The organism is Rhodococcus sp. 06-470-2, assembly GCF_002258235.1.
Classification (GTDB): Bacteria; Actinomycetota; Actinomycetes; order Mycobacteriales; family Mycobacteriaceae; genus Rhodococcoides.
The window spans coordinates 48,046-67,326 of the sequence record NZ_NOYB01000018.1; the positions used below are offsets into that span (position 1 = coordinate 48,046).

The 19,281-nt window shown below is 65.4% G+C and carries 19 protein-coding genes; 8 read left to right on the forward strand and 11 right to left on the reverse strand.

Annotation, left to right across the window (positions count from 1 at the left end; all coding sequences use genetic code 11):
* Window positions 1-2: 2 nt before the first annotated feature.
* The 4 genes from lipA to sucB all read right to left on the reverse strand — a co-directional run bounded on the left by lipA (window position 3) and on the right by sucB (window position 4,649).
* Window positions 3-1,016, reverse strand: a complete 1,014-nt coding sequence (gene lipA, locus CH276_RS11525) for a lipoyl synthase (RefSeq protein ID WP_176459221.1) — start codon at window positions 1,014-1,016, stop codon at window positions 3-5.
* A gap of 10 nt (window positions 1,017-1,026) precedes the next feature.
* A complete protein-coding gene (gene lipB, locus CH276_RS11530; protein WP_032394426.1) occupies window positions 1,027-1,812 on the reverse strand; it encodes a lipoyl(octanoyl) transferase LipB in 786 nt (261 codons plus the stop codon).
* Window positions 1,813-1,833: 21 nt separating this feature from the next.
* Window positions 1,834-2,724, reverse strand: coding sequence for a TIGR01777 family oxidoreductase (locus CH276_RS11535; RefSeq protein ID WP_032394425.1), 891 nt, complete (start codon window positions 2,722-2,724; stop codon window positions 1,834-1,836).
* Window positions 2,725-2,873: 149 nt separating this feature from the next.
* Window positions 2,874-4,649, reverse strand: coding sequence for a 2-oxoglutarate dehydrogenase, E2 component, dihydrolipoamide succinyltransferase (sucB, locus tag CH276_RS11540; protein ID WP_032394424.1), 1,776 nt, complete (start codon window positions 4,647-4,649; stop codon window positions 2,874-2,876).
* 377 nt (window positions 4,650-5,026) lie between these two features.
* Between sucB and CH276_RS11545 the strand changes: the two genes are divergently transcribed.
* Entirely contained in the window at window positions 5,027-5,368 is a 342-nt protein-coding gene (locus CH276_RS11545; protein WP_032394423.1) for a hypothetical protein, read from the forward strand.
* Between the two features lie 49 nt (window positions 5,369-5,417).
* Here CH276_RS11545 and CH276_RS11550 read toward each other — a convergent pair whose 3' ends face one another.
* A complete protein-coding gene (locus CH276_RS11550) occupies window positions 5,418-6,941 on the reverse strand; it encodes a leucyl aminopeptidase (RefSeq protein WP_032394422.1) in 1,524 nt (507 codons plus the stop codon).
* A 117-nt stretch (window positions 6,942-7,058) separates the two neighbouring features.
* Here CH276_RS11550 and gcvT point away from each other — a divergent pair, with 117 nt between their 5' ends.
* Entirely contained in the window at window positions 7,059-8,159 is a 1,101-nt protein-coding gene (gene gcvT, locus CH276_RS11555; protein WP_094631659.1) for a glycine cleavage system aminomethyltransferase GcvT, read from the forward strand.
* 41 nt (window positions 8,160-8,200) lie between these two features.
* Entirely contained in the window at window positions 8,201-9,304 is a 1,104-nt protein-coding gene (locus CH276_RS11560) for a branched-chain amino acid aminotransferase (RefSeq protein WP_032394421.1), read from the forward strand.
* Here the strand turns inward: CH276_RS11560 and CH276_RS11565 are convergent.
* Genes CH276_RS11565 through CH276_RS11580 form a run of 4 tightly spaced genes read right to left on the reverse strand, consistent with a single transcriptional unit; the run spans window position 9,301 to window position 12,393 of the window.
* Window positions 9,301-10,062 (reverse strand): adenosylcobinamide-GDP ribazoletransferase, encoded by a 762-nt coding sequence (locus tag CH276_RS11565; RefSeq protein WP_094631660.1) that lies wholly within the window; start codon window positions 10,060-10,062, stop codon window positions 9,301-9,303. The two genes, CH276_RS11560 and CH276_RS11565, sit on opposite strands and share 4 nt — an antisense overlap.
* A gap of 2 nt (window positions 10,063-10,064) precedes the next feature.
* Entirely contained in the window at window positions 10,065-11,156 is a 1,092-nt protein-coding gene (cobT, locus tag CH276_RS11570; RefSeq protein ID WP_441344237.1) for a nicotinate-nucleotide--dimethylbenzimidazole phosphoribosyltransferase, read from the reverse strand.
* Window positions 11,157-11,158: 2 nt separating this feature from the next.
* The gene (cobU, locus tag CH276_RS11575; protein ID WP_094631662.1) at window positions 11,159-11,728 is read right to left on the reverse strand and encodes a bifunctional adenosylcobinamide kinase/adenosylcobinamide-phosphate guanylyltransferase; all 570 of its coding nucleotides are present in this window, start codon (window positions 11,726-11,728) and stop codon (window positions 11,159-11,161) included.
* 5 nt (window positions 11,729-11,733) lie between these two features.
* Complete coding sequence (locus CH276_RS11580; RefSeq protein WP_032394419.1) at window positions 11,734-12,393, reverse strand: DUF3043 domain-containing protein; 660 nt, start codon at window positions 12,391-12,393, stop codon at window positions 11,734-11,736.
* A gap of 100 nt (window positions 12,394-12,493) precedes the next feature.
* On the opposite strand from CH276_RS11580, the gene CH276_RS11585 reads away from it, so the two are divergent.
* The 3 genes from CH276_RS11585 to CH276_RS11595 all read left to right on the forward strand — a co-directional run bounded on the left by CH276_RS11585 (window position 12,494) and on the right by CH276_RS11595 (window position 15,077).
* Complete coding sequence (locus tag CH276_RS11585) at window positions 12,494-13,567, forward strand: glycerate kinase family protein (RefSeq protein WP_094631663.1); 1,074 nt, start codon at window positions 12,494-12,496, stop codon at window positions 13,565-13,567.
* Between the two features lie 65 nt (window positions 13,568-13,632).
* A complete protein-coding gene (locus CH276_RS11590) occupies window positions 13,633-13,998 on the forward strand; it encodes a HesB/IscA family protein (protein WP_032394417.1) in 366 nt (121 codons plus the stop codon).
* A gap of 104 nt (window positions 13,999-14,102) precedes the next feature.
* Complete coding sequence (locus CH276_RS11595) at window positions 14,103-15,077, forward strand: carbohydrate kinase family protein (protein WP_032394416.1); 975 nt, start codon at window positions 14,103-14,105, stop codon at window positions 15,075-15,077.
* A gap of 47 nt (window positions 15,078-15,124) precedes the next feature.
* Here CH276_RS11595 and asnB read toward each other — a convergent pair whose 3' ends face one another.
* Entirely contained in the window at window positions 15,125-17,053 is a 1,929-nt protein-coding gene (gene asnB / locus CH276_RS11600) for an asparagine synthase (glutamine-hydrolyzing) (RefSeq protein WP_094631664.1), read from the reverse strand.
* Between the two features lie 224 nt (window positions 17,054-17,277).
* Between asnB and ctaC the strand changes: the two genes are divergently transcribed.
* Together ctaC and CH276_RS11610 are read left to right on the forward strand one after the other, a co-directional pair.
* A complete protein-coding gene (gene ctaC, locus CH276_RS11605) occupies window positions 17,278-18,357 on the forward strand; it encodes an aa3-type cytochrome oxidase subunit II (protein ID WP_032394712.1) in 1,080 nt (359 codons plus the stop codon).
* 18 nt (window positions 18,358-18,375) lie between these two features.
* On the forward strand, window positions 18,376-18,792 hold the full coding sequence (locus CH276_RS11610; RefSeq protein WP_032394414.1) for a cytochrome c oxidase subunit 4: 417 nt from the start codon (window positions 18,376-18,378) through the stop codon (window positions 18,790-18,792).
* 168 nt (window positions 18,793-18,960) lie between these two features.
* Here the strand turns inward: CH276_RS11610 and CH276_RS11615 are convergent, their stop codons facing one another.
* Complete coding sequence (locus CH276_RS11615) at window positions 18,961-19,236, reverse strand: helix-turn-helix domain-containing protein (protein WP_094631665.1); 276 nt, start codon at window positions 19,234-19,236, stop codon at window positions 18,961-18,963.
* Window positions 19,237-19,281 lie beyond the last annotated feature (45 nt).

A 19,281-nucleotide genomic window follows, 5' to 3' on the forward strand; every position in this document is an offset into this window, starting at 1 on the left:
GATCAGCGAGCCGCCAGACGCGCCATCAGCGAACTGGCCTCCTGAGAGGCTTCGCCACCGTCGGTCAGGTGACTCATGCTCTCGGGAAGTTCACGGCCGTGATGAGCCATGGCCTGCGCGTAGAGGCGTCCGGCGCGGTAGGAGGAGCGGACCAACGGCCCGGCCAGCACACCCGCGAAACCGATTTCGGTTGCGTAATCGGAGTGCTCGACGAACTCCTCCGGCTTGACCCAACGCTCGACCGGATGGTGGCGCGGCGACGGGCGCAGGTACTGGGTGATGGTCAGGATGTCGCAACCGGCCTCGTGCAGGTCGCGAATGGCTTCCTGCACCTCTTCGGGCGTCTCACCCATGCCGAGGATCAGGTTGGACTTGGTGACAAGACCGTCGTCGCGGGCCGCGGTGATGACGTCCATCGACCGCTGGTATCGGAACGCGGGACGGATGCGCTTGAAGATGCGCGGCACCGTCTCGACGTTGTGGGCCAGCACCTCGGGACGCGACGAGAACACCTCGGCCAACTGATCGGGCTTGGCGTTGAAATCCGGGATCAGAAGTTCGACGCCGGTGTTCGGATTGAGTTTCTTGATGTATCGAACCGTTTCGGCGTACAGCCACGCGCCGCCGTCCTCGAGATCGTCCCGAGCCACGCCGGTGATCGTGGAGTAACGCAGACCCATGGCCTGCACGCTCTCGGCGACCCGGCGGGGCTCGTCACGATCGAGATCCTCCGGCTTGCCGGTGTCGATCTGACAGAAATCGCACCGGCGGGTGCATTGCTCACCGCCGATGAGGAAGGTCGCTTCGCGATCCTCCCAGCACTCGTAGATATTGGGGCAGCCGGCTTCCTCGCACACCGTGTGCAGACCTTCACGCTTCACAAGACCTTTGAGCTCGGTGTACTCCGGGCCCATCTTGGCTTTGGTCTTGATCCAATTGGGTTTGCGTTCGATGGGGGTCTCCGCGTTTCGGATCTCGAGGCGGAGCAGCTTGCGTCCTTCTGGGGCCACAGTCACAGAAACGATGCTACGCGCCGAAGCGAACCGTGGTGAACTGCGGGTTGACAGACGCGCCGTTCGGCGACGGATGCTCGATCTCGTGATCCTGTACGGACAACGATCCGTCCAGCGCGGCAAGAACGGCCTCGGTGACCGCAGCGATGACCTCACCTGTGCCGACCTCTCGGCCGAGCTCCAGCGACAGCGACGTCACACCGGCATCGGCGATGCCACACGGCACGATCGCGTCGAAACCGGTCATGGCCGCGTTGCAGTTCAGTGAGAAGCCGTGCAGGGTGACCCCGCGTTGCACGCGGACCCCGATCGCAGCGATCTTGCGTTCGGGCAGCCACGTTCCGTCGCGGGTCTCGGCGGCGAGCCATACCCCGGATCTACCGTCCACGCGTCCGCAGGAAATACCGTAGGCAGACACCACGGAGATGAGCGCCTCTTCGATGCGACGTACGTATCTGACGACGTCGATGGGCTGCGCCAATTTGACGATGGGATAGCCCACCAATTGACCGGGGCCGTGCCAGGTGATCTTGCCGCCACGGTCCACCTCGACGACGGGCGTACCGTCTCGCGGCATGTCCTCCTCGGACGTGCGTCGACCCGCGGTGTAGACCGACGGATGTTCGAGCAGCAACAGGGTGTCGGACCCGATGTCGTCCGCCCGGGCACCGGCCAGTTCGCGCTGCAGTGCCCAGGCCTCGGTGTACTCGACGGTGCCCAACTCGCGCACCACGACCGGCTCGGTGCTCGCGCGCGCCGATACCGGAACCTGGACCGTAGGAGAGTTCGCGTCACTCATGAATCGAAACGGTACGCCGAGTCACTTACCGACAGCTACCCGCAGTGCCTCCCCGATCGTGTTGTGCTCGAAGGCGTACCCGGCGTCCTCCAATGCCTTCGGGATCGCCCTCGGCCCGGTCAGGATCGCCTCCTCGGCGAACTCTCCGATCACGGCCTTCAACGCGAAGCCGGGCACAACCCATGGGGCCGGTCGATGTACCGCTCGCGACATCGCACTGTTGAACTGGGCGTTGGTCACCGGAGTGGGGCCGACCATGTTGACCGGTCCCCGGAGTGCGTCGTTTTCGATGCCGTGCACGATGGCCCCGATCTCGTCCTCCAACGAAATCCACGGGAAATACTGACGGCCGCTGCCCAACCGCCCGCCGAGGGCGAACAGGTACAGCGGTCGAAGCTTGCCCAGCATGCCGCCGCGCTGCGACAGCACCACACCGCTGCGCAGAAGGATGGTTCGGACACCGGCCTCCGACGCCTTCGACGTTGCGTTCTCCCAGTCGCGACAGACCTCGGCCAGAAATCCCTCACCGACCGGTGCGCTCTCGTCGACCACCCGGTCGCCGGTGTCGCCGTAGAAGTTGACGCCGCTGGCATTGATCAAGGTGGGGACCCCGGCGTCGGCCGCAGCCGCAGCGAGTACCTCGGTCGGGGCGATGCGACTGTCTCGTACCAACTGCTTGTATGCACCGGACCATCTCTTGTCGCCGATACCGACGCCGCAGAGGTTGACGATGGCGTCGGCACCGTCGAGCGTGGCCGCGTCGATGCTCCCGCGCGACGGATCCCACTGGGACTCGTCCGGTCCGGCAGGCGTGCGTCGAACGAGCCGGGTGACGTCGTGGCTACGACCCCGCAGTGCTGCGACGAGAGCGGTGCCGATCAATCCTGATGAACCTGCAATGACTACGCGCATGTGAACGAAAGCCTCCTTGACGCAAACGGGGCATCATTCGCGAACGAATGATGCCCCGGATGCACGGTTCGTGCCCCTCTTTTCGAGACTCCGATGCGAATGTTTCGCGCTCTCACCAGAATACGTGAGCGGCGCGATTCGCCGGTTGCCTACAGGCCGAGATCGGCCTCGAACGATGCAACTTCGAGACGCTGCTTGATCGTCGTGAGGAAGCGACCCGCATCGGCCCCGTCCACCAGACGGTGGTCGTACGTCAACGGCAGGTAGCACATCGAGCGAACACCGATCGACTCGTTGCCCGAGTCGTCCTTGACGACGACCGGACGCTTGACGATCGCTCCGGTGCCCAGCATGGCCGCCTGTGGCGGAACCAGGATCGGGGTGTCGAACAAAGCGCCCTGGCTGCCGATGTTGGTGATGGTGAACGTTCCACCGGACAGCTCGTCGGGCTTGAGTCCACCCGAGCGTGCACGAGTGGCGATGTCGTTGATCGCCCGAGCCAGTCCGGCGAGCGACAGGTCGCCCGCATTGTGGATGACGGGGGAGAGCAGACCCTGCTCGGTGTCCACGGCGATACCGAGGTGGACGTCGGCGTGGTAGGTGATCTCCTTGGCGTCCTCGTTGATGCTCGCGTTGACGTTGGGGTGTGCCTTGAGAGCCTCGACGACGGCCTTGGCGAAGAACGGCAGGTACGTCAGGTTGACGCCCTCGTTCTCGGCGAACTTCGCCTTCGCCTTGGTACGTAGACCGGCGATCTTCGTCACGTCGACCTCGAAGGTCTGCGTCAGCTGTGCGGAAGTCTGCAGGGACTCACGCGTCTTCTTCGCGGTGATCTGACGAATCCGGTTGATCTTCTGCGTGGTTCCGCGAAGATGCGCGAGCTCGGGGCGAACACCAGCGGTCGCCGGGGCAGCGGGCTTCGATTCGGCGGCGGGCGCAGCAGCGGCGGCCGGAGCTGCAGGAGCCTTCTTGGCCTCGGCTGCGGCGAGCACGTCCTGCTTGCGGATGCGGCCACCGACACCGGTGCCCTTCACGGTCGACAGATCGACGTCGTTGTCCGACGCCAGCTTGCGCACCAGGGGAGTGACGTACGGGCTGGAATCACCCGACGGTGCCGACTCCTTGGCGGGAGCAGCCTTGGGTGCCTCCTGCTTGGGCTCAGGCTTCGGCTCGGCCTTCGGGGCTTCCTGCTTGGGAGCCTCCTTCTTCGGCTCTTCCTTCTTCGGCTCTTCGGCCTTCGGGGCCTCGGGCTCCGGGGTGGCCTCGGGCTCGGGGGCCTTCTCGGCGGGCGATCCCGAACCGATGACGGCGAGCTGGCCACCGACGGCGACCGTGTCGTCTTCCTCTGCGGAGATCTCGAGCAGAGTTCCGGCGACCGGAGACGGGATCTCGGTGTCGACCTTGTCGGTGGAGACCTCGAGCAGCGGCTCGTCGACAGCAACCTCGTCACCGACGGCCTTGAGCCATCGAGTCACGGTGCCTTCGGTGACGGACTCGCCCAGCTCGGGCATCGTGACCGGCGTGCCGGATCCGGACGAGTCGGACGATGCACTCGCTGCGGGTGCCTCCTCCTCGGCCTGCGGCTCTGGTTCGGCAGCGGGAGTGGGCTCCTCGGCAGCTTCCTCGGGCGCAGATTCCTCGGCGGGCGCGGAGTCCTCGGCCGGTGCGTCGGACGAGGGGGCCTCGCCTGCGTCACCGATCTGGGCGAGCTCGCCACCGATCTCGACGGTGTCGTCTTCCTGAGCGACGATCTTGGTCAGAACACCGGCTGCAGGCGACGGGATCTCGGTATCGACCTTGTCCGTGGAGACTTCGAGCAATGGCTCGTCGACTTCGACGGTGTCGCCTTCTTGTTTGAGCCACCTCGTGACAGTTCCCTCGGTGACGCTCTCACCAAGAGCTGGCATCTGGACGGAGAAGGCCATGTCTGTTGACTCCTCGACAGTTGTGTGCGGGTGATGTAGTTCGACGACTCGTGGTCGCAGACCATTGTGCTGGCGGAACAGGGTTCATGGACGAGAGTTGCGTGATTCGGTTCGACGGGGGCGCCGGTGCACACGGCACCGATCGAGCTTGCTCGGCTCGACACAGCGCCCACGTAGACACTCCCTCTCGGCAATTCACTTACTCACTTCACGAGCCTTGGTTCACTATCAAGAGAGCTGAACCCTCTAATGTCATCCTTCCATTGTTATCGCCTCGCCGTTCCCCTAGGGCGTGCAACACGCCTGGCAAACTGGCGGGTAACAAAATTCCGGTACCAGAACCGGTGACCCATCGGCCGTACGAAAAGGATGTTCTCGTGGGATTGTTCGATCGACTCAAGCGAAGCGGTGGGGGCGCGAAACGGGCTCCGGAAGGGTCGGTTGCCCAGTACCTGGCCGATTGGACCGACGCGCGAATCGGTGTCGAGGCCTACGTCGAGCCGAAGACGACCGTGACCCCGCTGACCGTCGTACTGGTCGCGAACGACGGCGAATGGACCCGTCGGCCGCTCGATGAAAAATATGTACGAAAGATCGGATCCGACCTGAAGATCCCGGTGTACGACGTGCGCAAGACCGGCTACCCCCAGCGCATGCGCGATCACGACGCCCGCCAGAAGGTCATCAGGAAGCGCGAACAGCAGCAACGCGATCTCTGACCTGGCCCGTGCGTGCGGACGCCGAATCCGCACGCACGGACTCTCGTGATCAGCCGTTCTCGACGATGTCCTCCAGGACCGCGAACATCGTCCGTACGGGAACGCCGGTGCCGCCCTTGCCGGTGTACCCGAAGGGGCCACCGGTGTTGTACGCCGGGCCCGCGACGTCGATGTGAGCCCATTCGACGCCGTCGGCGACGAATTCTTTCAAGAACAAAGCGGCAGCGAGCATTCCACCGGCCCGGCCGTTGGTGACGTTCGCCAGATCGGCCACCTTGGAATCGAGTTCGCGTCGAATCTCCTTCGGCAACGGCATCGCCCATGCGTTTTCGCCGATGGCTTGGGAGATCTCCGCGACGCGGTCGCGGAAGTCCTCGGTGCCCATGACTCCCGGCGTTCGATTGCCGAGCGCGACCACCTGAGCTCCGGTCAGTGTCGCGGTGTCGATGAGGTAATCCGGATCGTCCTCGCAGGCCCGCACGATCGCGTCGGCGAGTATGAGGCGGCCTTCGGCGTCGGTGTTGATGACCTCGACGGTGATGCCGCCGTACTGGGTCAGTACATCGCCCGGACGCTGCGCAGTGCCCGACGGCATGTTCTCGGCCATCGGCACCGTCGCGATGACGTCCAGTGGCAGATCGACCTTCGCGGCCAGGATCACCGTCGCGATGACCGCAGCGGCACCGCCCATGTCCGAGGTCATGTTCTCCATGCCCGCAGCGGGTTTGATGGAGATTCCGCCGGTGTCGAACGTGATTCCCTTGCCCACCAGGGCGACCTTCTTCGCGCCTCGCTTCCCACCCGAGTGCGTCAGGCGAACAAGCCGCGGCAGGCGCGAAGAACCCTTGCCGACGCCGTGAATGCCGCCGTAGCCGTCCTTCTCCAGTGCCTTGTCGTCCATGATCTCGACCTTCAGGCCCGCTGCCGTGCCGAGGGCCTTGGCCTGCGCGGCGAACTCCTCGGGGTAGAGGTGGCTCGGCGGGGTGTTGACGAAATCGCGTGCTACGGCGACGGATTCGGCGATGGCGAGCGATCGTGCCAGCTCGTTCTTGGCGTCCTTGGAGCGGGTGTCGGGAACGAGCAACTCGACGCGCGCGAGTGGGAGCGCGTCGGACTTCGGTGCCGAGAGTGCCGATTTGAACTCGGTGAACTGATACGCGCCGAGAAAGAACCCTTCTGCGGCGGCACCGAGATCGAGCGCCGACAACGTGGTCGCTGCAGTGTCGACCCCCTTGAGCGAGCGTGCCGCGGTACCGGCCGACTGCCGGATCCGCTCGCTGTCGATGTCGGCGGCGCTGCCGAGGCCGACCGCCAGCACGCTGTCCACCGACAGGCCGGACGGCGCCGGAATGCGCACCAGCTCGTCGGCCTTTCCGGTGGCACCGACGGATTCGAAGGCGTCGAGTAGCGCAGCGGCGACGGCGTCGTCGGAAATGTCGTCGGTGATGGCGAGTTCGAGGCCGTCGTCACTGGTGCTCAGCGCGACTACGAGAACGTCGACTTTCTTGCCGAGCTTGCCCGCGAGGACCAGGTCGGGTCCGAGAGTGCGGGAAGGCGTCGAGGGTGAAGGCACGTGGCTGCTCCTGTAGGGGTTGACGTGTACGTACCTCGATCCTAGTGACGACGCGTCGAGGGACGCAGTCGGTCTGCCGGGCCCGCTACGGCCGCGATGTGAGCTAGCGTGACCGCCATGACCGACACCGAGCTGATCGAGGGACCACTTCACGCCGTGCACACCGAATTGGGCGCGACGTTCGCACCTTTCGGCGGCTGGACGATGCCGGTGTCGTACGCCGGAGTCGTCGTCGAGCACACGGCGGTGCGAGAAGCCGTCGGCCTGTTCGATGTGGGGCATCTCGGCAAGGCGTCGGTGACCGGGCCCGGAGCCGCCGCGTTCGTGAACTCCGTGCTCACCAACGATCTGGACCGAATCGATCCGGGCAAGGCGCAGTACACGTTGTGCTGCACCGAATCCGGCGGTGTCGTCGACGACCTGATCGCGTACTACGTCTCGGACGAGAACGTCTTTCTGGTGCCGAACGCAGCCAACACTGCGGCCGTCGTCGCGGCGATGGCCGAGCAGGCACCCGAAGGCGTGTCGGTGGTGAACCAGCACCGAGACTTCGGAGTGCTGGCCGTGCAGGGACCGAAATCGAGCGAGGTCCTGCAGGAGCTGGGCCTGCCGACCGACATGGACTACATGGCGTTCGAGGACGCCACCTGGAATTCGGTGGCGGTGCGGGTCTGCCGGACCGGATACACCGGCGAACACGGCTACGAGCTCGTTCCCCCCGCCGGAGATGTGGAACCTCTCTTTCGGGCACTCGTTGCTGCAGTGCGATCGCGCGGAGGGCAGGTGTGCGGGCTCGGCGCACGCGATACGTTGCGCACCGAGATGGGGTACCCGCTGCACGGACACGAACTGGCACTGGACATCTCGCCGCTCGAGGCGCGCTGCGGCTGGGCGATCGGGTGGAAGAAGGATGCGTTCTGGGGCAAGGAAGCACTGTCCGCCGAGAAGGCGAGCGGGCCGGCGCGCGTACTGCGCGGACTGAAGGCCCTCGACCGCGGTGTTCTGCGCCCCGGTCTCACCGTGCGTGTGTCGGGGCAGGACATCGGGACGACGACCTCCGGAACGTTCTCGCCGTCGCTGAAGATCGGAATCGCCCTCGCCCTGCTCGACGCGCAAGCCGCTCCGGAGGTGGGCACGGAGGTCGAGGTCGACGTTCGTGGGCGAGCGTTGCGCTGCGAAGTGGTCGCGCCGCCGTTCGTCGCAGCGAAGACCAGGTGACCGCGCGAGAGCGCAGCGACCTTGACGATAGTATCTCCGGCATGACAGGTGTTTCCGAGTTCGCGTACGTGCAGCATCCTTCTCCCGCCACTCCGGTGGAGCGCGACGCGGTGCTCGCTGCACCCGGTTTCGGAAAGCACTTCACCGACCACATGGTGTACATCGACTACACCCGTGACGGCGGATGGCACGATGCGACGATCGCGCCCTACGGACCGATCGAGCTCGACCCGGCCGCGATGGTGCTGCACTACGGCCAGGCCATCTTCGAGGGACTCAAGATCTACCGTCAGCCGAACGGCGACCTCTCGACCTTCCGGGTGCACTCCAACGCCGAGCGCTTCCGCTCGTCCGCCCGCCGCCTGGCGATGCCGGAGTTGCCGGACGAGCTGTTCATCGGATCGATCGAGAAGCTTCTCGAATTCGACCACGAGTGGGTCCCCGCAGCAGGCGGCGAAGACGCGCTGTACGTCCGGCCGTACATGTTCTCCACCGAGGCCGGGCTGGGCGTGCGCCCCGCCGACTCGTACCGCTACATGTTGATCGCCTCGCCCGCCGGCGCGTACTTCCCTCGAGGCGTCAAGCCGGTGAGCGTCTGGCTGTCCACCGAATACGTCCGGGCGGCGCCGGGCGGGACCGGTGCGGCGAAATTCGCCGGCAACTACGCCGCATCGCTTCTGGCGCAAGCACAGGCCAGCGACGAGGGATGCGATCAGGTGGTCTGGCTCGACGCCACCGAGCGCCGCTACGTCGAGGAAATGGGCGGTATGAACCTGTTCTTCGTCTTCGGCTCGGGCTCCGATGCCCGCCTGGTGACCCCGTCGCTGTCCGGATCGCTTCTGCCCGGCATCACCCGCGACTCGCTGCTGGCCCTGGCGACCGACGCAGGCATCCCCGTCGAAGAGCGGCGGATCTCCACCGAGGAGTGGCGCAAGGGTGCCGACTCCGGCGAGATCACCGAGGTGTTCGCCTGCGGCACAGCAGCCGTCATCACACCGGTGGGCAGCGTCAAGTCCACCGAGGGCACGTTCGAGATCGCAGGCGGTGAGCCCGGCGAGATCACTCTCGCACTACGTGACACGCTCACCGGCATTCAGCGCGGAACGTTCGCCGATACTCACGGCTGGATGACCACGCTCCGCTAGCTCCCCAGGAGCAGGCCGACCGCGGCCAGTGCGGTGGTGGTCTCGATTCCGGCTCCGAGCACGTCGCCGGAGAGCCCGCCGAAGCGTCGGACGCAGTGACGAGTGAGAATCACCGCGACGGCGAGTGCGGCGATCACCACCAGCGCTCCCTGCCACGGTCGGTCGGGCAAAATGTACGTGAACATGGCCGTTGCCACGCCTGTCCACAACGCCACCACCGCGGTCGACTGAGTGCCTGCCACCAGCGCGCCGAAGCCGCTCGGTGTCGCCGCGTCGATCCCTCGGCGGCACGCGACCACTGCCGACACCCGTGCGATCACCGAGACGCACACGATGGCCCACCACATGTGCAACTGCGCGAGCTGGCCCAGGCTTGCGGCCTGTATCCCCAACACCAGAACGAGTGCTGCCACACCGAACGGGCCTGCACTGCCGGATTTCATGACTTCTCGCGCGCGCTCGGGAGGCCCGTAGCAGCCGAGTCCGTCTGCGGTGTCGGCCAAGCCGTCGAGATGCATACCCCGGGTGAGCAATGCCGAGGCGCCGACGGCGATCAGTCCGCCGAGCAGTGGTGACAGTCCGGCCGCGATCGACACCCACAGCAGCGCGGCGGAGATGCCACCGAGGGCGAGGCCGACGAGCGGCGCGAACGCGATCGCGCGTCCCGCGGAGTGTCTGTCGACGTCCTCCGGGCCGCGCACGGGCAGTACCGTCAGCCAGGAGAACGCGAGCAACACTCCATCGGCGCGCCTGCTCACGGTCAGGGATTTTCGGTACTGCTGTGAGCTTCGCTGTCGCCGGTGCTGACCCCGGCGTCGGCGAAGGTCGCCATCGAATTCAGAGTGCCGACACCCGCACGAACCAGAGACAACGCCGCCAGCGCACCCGAGCCCTCGCCGAGACGCATCTCGAGCTCCACGAGCGGTTCGAGACGCAAGTGCCGCAACGCAAGCGAATGGGCAGGCTCGGCCGAACGATGTCCGGCAACCCACCAGTTGCGCGCTCCGGCCGCTGCATCCTCGGCCACCAGAGCGGCCGCGGTCACCACGAGGCCGTCCAGAATCACCGGGGTTCGCCGATGCGCAGCCTGGGCGAGAAAGCCGGCGAGAACCGCGATGTCGGCACCGCCCGCGACCCGGAGCAGGTCGGTGGGGTTCTTCGCGACCGGACGAGCCCTACGCATCGCATCCCGGATCGCCGCGGTCTTCCTGATCCACCCCGCATCGTCGATTCCGGTGCCGCGGCCGACAGCGGCAACCGGTTCGGTGTCGGTCAGGGTGGCGATCAAAACCGTTGCAGGAGTGGTGTTTCCGATGCCCATGTCGCCTGCGATGAGAAGATCCGCGCCGGCGTCGACTTCCTCGTCGGCGATGGCGGCTCCGGCAGCGACGGCGGCCCGAACCTCATCCTCGGTCAGCGCGTCCTCGCGGTCGATGGATCCGCTGGACCGTCGAATCTTGAACGCGGACACGGAAGAATCGGTATCGGCGTCGACTGCGATGTCGACGACCCGAACCGCCGCTCCGGCGATATCGGCGAGCACGTTCACCGCGGCACCGCCGGCGCGGATGTTCTCGACCATCTGGGCCGTGACCTCGGGAGGGTAGGCGGAGACCCCGTGCGCAGCGACGCCGTGATCGCCGGCGAAGACGACGACACGCACTCGTTCGAGAGACCGCGGCGGGCAGGCGTCCTGGCAGGCCGCGATCCACTCACCGAGCGTCTCGAGGCGACCGAGGCTGCCGGCGGGCTTGGTCAATTCCCGTTGCCGGTCCGCCGCAGCCGATCTGGCCGAGTCCGACGGAGCCGTCACCGGACGAAACGGCGTCGCCGAATCCTCTTCCGAAAGAATTGTCACACTGTGCCTTTCGCGGTTGTGAAGTCCGCCGGAGGTTCCTTGAGGGTCAGCGCGAGTCCCGCAACGACCAGCAGAACCCTGTCACACACTGTCGCGAGCCGAGAATTGAGCGAGCCCAGCTCGTCTCGGAAGAGGCGACCGGAACGGGATTCGGGCACCACGGACAGGCCGACCTCGGGGCTGACGAGTACGAGAGGCGACGCGCATCGCGCGATCGCCCCGACCAGGTCGTCGACTGCCGGTGCGACGGTGCCGCGGGGGAGCTCCCAGGCCTGCGCGTCGTCGAGCATTCCCGTCAGCCACGTTCCGAGGTCGTCGACGACGGTGGTGCCGTCCCACGGCTGCGCGATGACACCGGCCAGTGACGTGACGGTTTCGACGGTGGACCAGTGATTGGGTCTCGACGCGCGATGAAGGTCGATACGGCGTTGCCAGTCCTCGTCGGTGGTGTCCCGCCTACCGGTGGCGAGGTAGCGAACCGGCTCGAGAACGGCAAGCGATTCGGCGTGCCCGGACTTGCCGGATCTGGCCCCACCGAGCACGAGAGTTCGAGTCGGTACGCCCACCGACGTCAGACGGCCTCGCCGGCGCTGACTCGCGGCTTGGGGGCGCGCATCTTGCGGATCTGGGACGCGCGGACGAATGCGTACCACCCGATCTTGAAACCACCGTCGGTGGTCTCGGGGAACCGCACCCGGATCTTGTTGTTGATCATCTTGCCGAGGTAGATGCCCTCACCGACCATGAAGAGCATCATCACGAACATGCCGAGGGTGACGTACTGCTGCACCTGAGGCTGCAGGAACAACGCGAAGATCAAGATCAACGCGAGCGGCATGAACAGTCCGACGAGGTTGCGCCGCGCGTCGACGATGTCGCGCACGTATGCGCGGACCGGACCCTTGTCGCGGGGGAGCAGGTACTTGTCGTCGCCCGCGAGCATGCGTGCGCGACGCTCGGCTGCGGCGGCGCGTCGCTCGTTGGAGGCGGCCTTGCGGTCTTCCTTGCTGCCCTTGTTCGCCTTGCGGCGCTCGCGTGCCTCTTTGCTCGTCAGCGGAGCAGGAGCAACCGGTCCACGACGCCGCGCCTCGGCGTCACGACGCTTGGGGGTCGGTCGGCCCTTACCGAGAGACACCGAAGAGGTCGCGTCGCTCCCGGCCGTCGTCGACTCGGATTCGTTCGAGTCGTTTCCGTCCGAATTGTCAGAGTTTCCACGGCGTAGCAGCTTCACGCACTCAGAGTATGGGATGGCTCGTCGGATTCGAACACCGGCCAGGTCAGCGACGAAACAGCGGATGCCGTTCCGTCGCTGCAGCCCTAGACTTCCGACGATGCGAGTGATGATTGCGCCGGATTCGTTCGGAGACACCCTGACTGCCGCGGCCGCGGCCGACGCCATCGCCAGGGGATGGGCGTCGGTTCGGGAGACCGACGAGCTCGAACTCGCCCCTCAATCCGACGGTGGCCCCGGCTTCGTCGAAGTACTGGCTTCCCGCATCGGCACCGCGCAGTTCGCGGATGTGGACGGGCCGCTCGGTAACCCGGTCCGAGCCGAATGGCTGCTCGACGGCACGGCGGCATACATCGAATCGGCTCAGGCCTGCGGACTGCATCTGCTCGACGGGCCGCCCACCCCACTGTCCGCATCGAAGGCGAGCAGCTACGGCGTCGGCCAGTTGCTCGGCGCGGCACTGGACAGCGGAGCCGAAACGATATTCGTCGGACTCGGCGGAAGTAGCTGCAGCGACGGTGGCCGCGCGATGATTCGTGCGCTGGGCGGACTCGGATCGGCAGTCGCCCGGTTGTCCGACATCGACCTCGTCGCCGCGTCGGACGTGGAGAATCCGCTGCTGGGCGACGCCGGTGCAGCCCGAGTCTTCGGTCCACAGAAGGGTGCCGACGCAGAGACCGTTGCTCGGCTCGAGGAGCTGAACGCCGACTGGGCGGCGGTCCTGTCCGCCGCGGGTCACGACGTGGCGGACCGGCCGGGTGCCGGGGCCGCCGGTGGTCTCGGGGCGGCGTTGTTCGCACTGGGCGGCAGGCAGCAGCCCGGGGCGGCTGTCGTGGCCGAGCGGACCGGCCAGCAAGAACTGTTGGACTCCGTCGACCTGGTGCTCACCGGTGAGGGCAAATTCGACTCGCAATCGCTGCGGGGCAAGCTGGTGACGAGAATGGCTGCCGCGGGCGGCGCGACCGGTATCGACACGATCGTGCTCGCGGGACAGGTCACATTGTCCGAGGACGAACTGGAATCGGCGGGTATCTCCGCTGCGCACTCGATCAGTGAGTTCGCAGGATCGGTGGAGCTGGCGATGTCCGACGCGGCGAACCAGCTCGAACAGCTGGCCGCGCGCGTAGCGGCCGACGTGGACGACACTGCCGTACAACCGAGGCGGCGAGCGTGAGGAATAGAGCCACCGGGAGTACGGTTGAGTAGTTCACGGGTTTGTACGACTGATAGGGAGAGCCCATGACCGTCTCGAACGAGGCCACAACGACCGAAACCACAGCGCACAAGGTCACCATGACGGAGACCGCGTCGACCAAGGCCAAGGCGTTGCTGGACCAAGAAGGCCGCGACGACCTCGCGCTGCGCATCGCGGTGCAGCCAGGTGGTTGCGCAGGACTGCGCTACCAGCTCTTCTTCGACGACCGAAGCCTCGACGGCGACCTCGCGGTCGACTTCAACGGCGTCACGCTCGCAGTCGACCGGATGAGCGCCCCGTACGTGGAGGGTGCATCCATCGACTTCGTGGACACGATCGAGAAGCAGGGCTTCACGATCGACAACCCGAACGCCACGGGATCGTGCGCGTGCGGCGACTCGTTCAACTGAGCTGACTCGTACTCGACTGTGACCGGTACACGCGTGCGTGTATCGGTCACAGTCGTGTCTGCCCAGCAGCTCTCCAGCACTCAAGAACCGAAAGGCCCTCCTTCGTGACTCTCGCGGTATCCGGCTCGATAGCGACCGACCATCTGATGCGATTCTCCGGACGGTTCGCCGAGCAGATAGTCGCCGACCAGCTCTCGAACATCTCGCTGAGCTTCCTGGTCGACGATCTGGTGATTCGCAAGGGAGGCGTCGGCGGAAACATCGCGTACGCACTCGGAGTTCTCGGCGGTGCGCCTCTTCTCGTCGGGGCCGTGGGACCGGACTTCGCCGAATACCGGACCTGGCTCGAGGAGCACGGCGTCGACTGCAGTGGTGTGAGCGTGTCCGCTACCGCGCACACCGCCCGCTTCGTCTGCACCACGGACGAGGACATGGCGCAGATCGCGTCCTTCTACCCCGGAGCGATGAGCGAGGCCCGTGATATTTCCATCGAGACGCTCGCGGCGCAGCACGAGATGGACCTGGTTCTGATCGGCGCGAACGACCCCGACGCCATGACAGCGCATACGGCCCAGTGCCGCGCTGCGGGTATCCCGTTCGCGGCCGACCCGTCGCAGCAGCTCGCCCGGCTCGACGCAGCGCAGGCGACCGACTTGATCGACGGTGCCGCGTACCTGTTCACCAACGAGTACGAATGGGCACTGCTGAAGCAGAAGACCGGCATGTCCGACGCGGACATCGCTGCGAAGGTGGAGCTACGTGTCACCACCCTGGGTAAGCGCGGCGTCGACATCGTGGCCAAGGGCGGCGAACACACCCACATCGGCGTCGTGCCCGAGACGAGCAAGGTCGACCCGACCGGCGTCGGCGATGGCTTCCGGGCAGGTTTTCTCACGGCACACATGGCCGGAGCCAGTATCGAACGCGCAGCGCAACTCGGTTCGCTCGTGGCCGTGCTGGTGCTGGAGACCACCGGCACTCAGGAGTGGGAGCTCAATCGCGACGACGCGATCAAACGTCTGACCGCGGCGTACGGTGCCGACGCGGGCGAGGAGATCGGGGCATTGCTCCCCGTCTGATGCCGATCTCGCCGCCCCGAGCCATCGGGGCGGCGAGGTGACCTCGATCAGATGTTGACCGGGTACTCCGGTTCGGCGATCTTCGGCACGATGCGTTTCTCCACGAAGATTCCGTGCCACACCATGAAGATCAGCAGGGTCCACAGTCGACGGCTGTGATCGGACCGGCCGGCGCGGTGGTCGTCGAGCATTGCGACGACGGCTGCCTTGTTCAGCAGGTGATCGGTCTGCGAGTCGGCGATCTGCTGGTGCGCCCAGTCGAAGAGTTCCGTGCCGCGGAGCCAATGGCGCAGTGGCACCGGGAATCCCAGCTTGGCGCGGTGCAGGACATGACCGGGAACGATTCCCTCGAGCGCCTGACGCAGAGCGTACTTGGTGGTGCTCTTGGTGATCTTCTGCTCGAGTGGGAGCTTCTCGGCAACCTTGTAGACCTCGGAGTCCAGGAACGGGACTCGCAACTCGAGTGAGTTCGCCATGGTGATCTTGTCGGCCTTGACCAGAATGTCGCCACGCAACCAGGTGAACAGATCCAGATGCTGCATGCGAGCCACCGGATCCCATCCCTGCGACTGCGCGTAGATCGGGGCGGTGACGTCCTGGTGGGTCCATTCGGACCGGAACTCGCGCAACACCGAGCGCAACTGCGCGTCGTTGAAACTGCGAGCGTTACCGTAGTACCGCTCTTCGAGGGTCATCGATCCGCGGTTGAGCAGGCTCTTGCCGCGCGTGCCCTCGGGGATTCGCTCGCTCAACGAGCCGGCCGCTCGTCGAAGGAAGGCGGGCAGCGACTCGAACGGCTTCAACGACAGCGGTTCGCGGTAGATGGTGTATCCGCCGAACAATTCGTCCGCACCTTCACCGGACAGCACGACCTTCACGTGCTTGCGTGCTTCCTTGGCGACGAAGTACAGCGGCACCAAGGCGGGGTCGGCCACAGGATCGTCCAGATACCAGACGATCTCGGGAATGGATGCCGCGAATTCTTCGGGCCCCACGACCTTCACGATGTGCTTCGCTCCGATGGCGGCCGCGGACTCCGCCGCCACGTCGACCTCGGAGTAGCCCTCGCGCTCGAATCCGGTGGTGAACGTGATCAGGTCGGGATTGTGGCGAATCGCCAGAGCTGCGATGGCCGTCGAATCGATGCCGCCGGACAGGAACGAGCCGACGGTGACGTCGGCGCGCATGTGTTTGGCCACCGAATCTTCGAGTGCCTCGGCGATTTCCTGGTACCGCGCCTTCTCGGTGCCCGGCGTGAACGGCTGCACCGGGAACTTCGGTGTGAAGTAGCGGGTGATCTTCGGCGTCGTACCGGGGGACAGGGTGGCGTAGCAACCGGACTCGAGCCGCCGAACGCCTGCGTGCAGGGTCTCGGGCTCGGGGACGTACTGCAGAACGGTGTAGTGCTCGATGGCGCGCGGGTCGAGACCGGTGTCGACACCGAGCAACTCCATCAGCTCGAGCACGCTCTTCTTCTCACTACCGAACGCGGTGCCACCCGGACCGGTGGCCAGGAACAGCGGCTTGATGCCGAAGGGATCGCGAGCGACGAACATCTCACGGGTCTCGGTGTCCCAGACGGCGAATGCGAACATGCCCCGAAGCCGCTCCACAGCGGCAGCACCCCAGTAGTGAAACGCTGCGACGATGGACTCGCTGTCACCCTCGGTGCTGAACTCGGCACCGTGGTCGCGTGCCAGTTCTGCGCGCAGTTCCAGATAGTTGTAGATCTCGCCGTTGAAGACGAGCGCATACCGGTTCGGCGACTCCGGCGGACCCCAACGCATCGGCTGATGCGAGTGTTCGATGTCGATGAAGGACAACCGATTGAAGCCGTAGACGACGTCGTCGTCGTGCCAGGTGCCACCGGGCTCGTCCGGGCCGCGGTGTCGCATGCAATGGGTCGCCGAAGCGACGAGTTCGACTCCGGCGGCGGTCGTTCCGTGAGACGTGAGTACTCCGAGCAGTCCACACACGGCGTCTGCTACCTCTTCTCGCAGTTGGGGACAGTGCAGGGGTCCTGGTCTCCGCGAGCGTCGTCAGCGGGACTGTAGATCAGGATCCGAGTATGCCGCAGACACGCTCGGACGTAGGTAACGACCCAAGGGTGGTTCTCCTCCGGCTTTGGTCTACGCTGCGTAGTACTCGGGCATCTCCATGTGGAAGCCCTTATTCTTCAGTGGTGGGCAATCAGGAAGGCGTGAACGTGGCGCAGAGTCGGATCCTTCGGCGAGCGGGGCTGACAGCATTTCTCGGTGTAGCCGCGTTGATGCTGTCGGGCTGTTCCATCAGCAGCGACAACGTACTCAATTTCGGTTTCGCCTCGGGCGTCACCCCTCAGGGGCGACGCATCGGCGACCTGTGGACGTGGTCGGTCATTGCAGCCCTGGTCATGGGCATCATCGTGTGGGTTCTCATCTTCTGGGTGGTGCTGTTCCATCGTAAGAAGAAGAGCTCACCGGAGTTCCCTCGCCAGACGGCGTACAACGTTCCGCTCGAGCTGTTCTACACGGCGGTTCCGTTCGTGATCATCGCGGTGCTGTTCTACTTCACGGTCGTGGTGCAGAACTACGTCGACGAGAAGCAGGCAGATCCCGATGTCCAGGTGGATGTCACGGCGTACCAGTGGAACTGGAAGTTCGGATACCGGACCATCGACCTCAAGGACGGTGCCGCCAAGTACGAGGGCACCGACGAGGAAGAGCAGGCTGCAGCCGAGGCCGCGGCAACCCCGGGCGAAGGTGCCGAGGGCAGCGAGGACGGCGAATTCGTTCCGGGACCGATCAACGGAGCTTCCACGCAGGATCTGTCGTACCTGCACTACAACAAGATCGAAACGGTCGGATCCAGCGACGAGATCCCGGTTCTGGTTCTGCCGACCGGCAAGCGCATCGAGTTCGTGCTCGCGTCCTCGGACGTCATCCACGGATTCTGGGTTCCGGAATTCCTGTTCAAGCGCGACGTCCTCCCGAACCCCGAGGAGAACCACTCCGACAACGTCTTCCAGATCAGCGAGATCGAACGCGAAGGCTCCTTCGTCGGACGGTGCACCGAGATGTGCGGCACCTTCCACTCGATGATGAACTTCGAGGTTCGTGCAGTGTCTCCGGAGCGGTTCGAGCAGTACATCGAGCTGCGCAAGCCCCTGTCCGAGGGCGGAGATGCGCTGACCAATGCGCAGGCACTAGAAGCCATCGGCGAAAGCCCCCTCGCAACGAGCACCTCGCCGTTCTCTACCGACCGCACCCTCCGAACAGCCGCTGTCGCTGAAGGCAACTGACCAAGGAAGCATGCTGATATGAAAATCGAAGCCAAGATCTTCGAAATCCTCACTGTCTTCTTCCTCCTGGTCGGCATCGTGTACACGTTGTTCACGGGCCTGAGCCGCACAGGAGTGGAGTGGGCCGGAGTCACCGCGATCTTCCTGTCGGTGGGTCTGACCCTGATCATCGGTACCTACTTCAGGTTCGTCGCCCGACGCCTCGATACGCGCCCGGAAGACTTCGACGACGCCGAGGTGAGCGACGGTGCAGGCGACCTGGGATTCTTCAGCCCCGGCAGCTTCTGGCCGATCGTGCTGGCAGCCTTTGCAGCCGTCACTGCCATCGGCTTCGCCTTTTTCCAGCCGTGGCTCATCGCTCTGGGCGTCTTCTGTGTCATCGCCGCGGCCGCAGGTTTGGTCTTCGAGTACCACGTAGGTGCCGAGCGCCACTGACTCCACCAGCTCCACCCGACAAGGGCCCTGGTCGTTCTCACGAACGACCAGGGCCCTTGTCTGTTGTACACGCACAGGCCGGTCCGGATGCTCGGCTCACGGCGGCTGTGACGTCGACGGAGCTATGAACTCGGGAGGTGTAAGCGGGAGGCGCACCACGGGGGACAGTCAGGAGACGTCGGCCTCCGAGTGGGTCCGACCGGAACAGGACGTCGAATCGGCAAGAGAGTCGAGGGAGATGTCCAGCGCACCGCACAATGCGGCGACGGTGAAGAACGCCGGCGTCGGAATCCGGCCGGTCTCGATCTTCCTCAGAGTTTCGACCGAGATGCCGGCCTTGTCGGCAACATCGGTCATGGTTCGGCCACCACGGGCAAGACGGAGCGCAGAGCCGAGCCTGGCACCTCGGGCGAGTTCGCCGGGGGTGAGGGGAATGCGGACCATGAGACCGATAGTAATACCGGTTCGTCGAGAACCCGCGAGCCGAGA

Excerpts from the sequence above, each read along its gene's own strand:
- CH276_RS11585 (WP_094631663.1), top strand. The coding sequence starts at position 12,494 with ATGCGAGTGATGATTGCGCCGGATTCGTTCGGAGACACCCTGACTGCC.
- CH276_RS11535 (WP_032394425.1), bottom strand. The coding sequence starts at position 2,724 with ATGCGCGTAGTCATTGCAGGTTCATCAGGATTGATCGGCACCGCTCTC.
- CH276_RS11610 (WP_032394414.1), top strand. The coding sequence starts at position 18,376 with ATGAAAATCGAAGCCAAGATCTTCGAAATCCTCACTGTCTTCTTCCTC.
- CH276_RS11615 (WP_094631665.1), bottom strand. The coding sequence starts at position 19,236 with ATGGTCCGCATTCCCCTCACCCCCGGCGAACTCGCCCGAGGTGCCAGG.
- CH276_RS11560 (WP_032394421.1), top strand. The coding sequence starts at position 8,201 with ATGACAGGTGTTTCCGAGTTCGCGTACGTGCAGCATCCTTCTCCCGCC.
- lipB (WP_032394426.1), bottom strand. The coding sequence starts at position 1,812 with ATGAGTGACGCGAACTCTCCTACGGTCCAGGTTCCGGTATCGGCGCGC.
- sucB (WP_032394424.1), bottom strand. The coding sequence starts at position 4,649 with ATGGCCTTCTCCGTCCAGATGCCAGCTCTTGGTGAGAGCGTCACCGAG.
- CH276_RS11590 (WP_032394417.1), top strand. The coding sequence starts at position 13,633 with ATGACCGTCTCGAACGAGGCCACAACGACCGAAACCACAGCGCACAAG.
- gcvT (WP_094631659.1), top strand. The coding sequence starts at position 7,059 with ATGACCGACACCGAGCTGATCGAGGGACCACTTCACGCCGTGCACACC.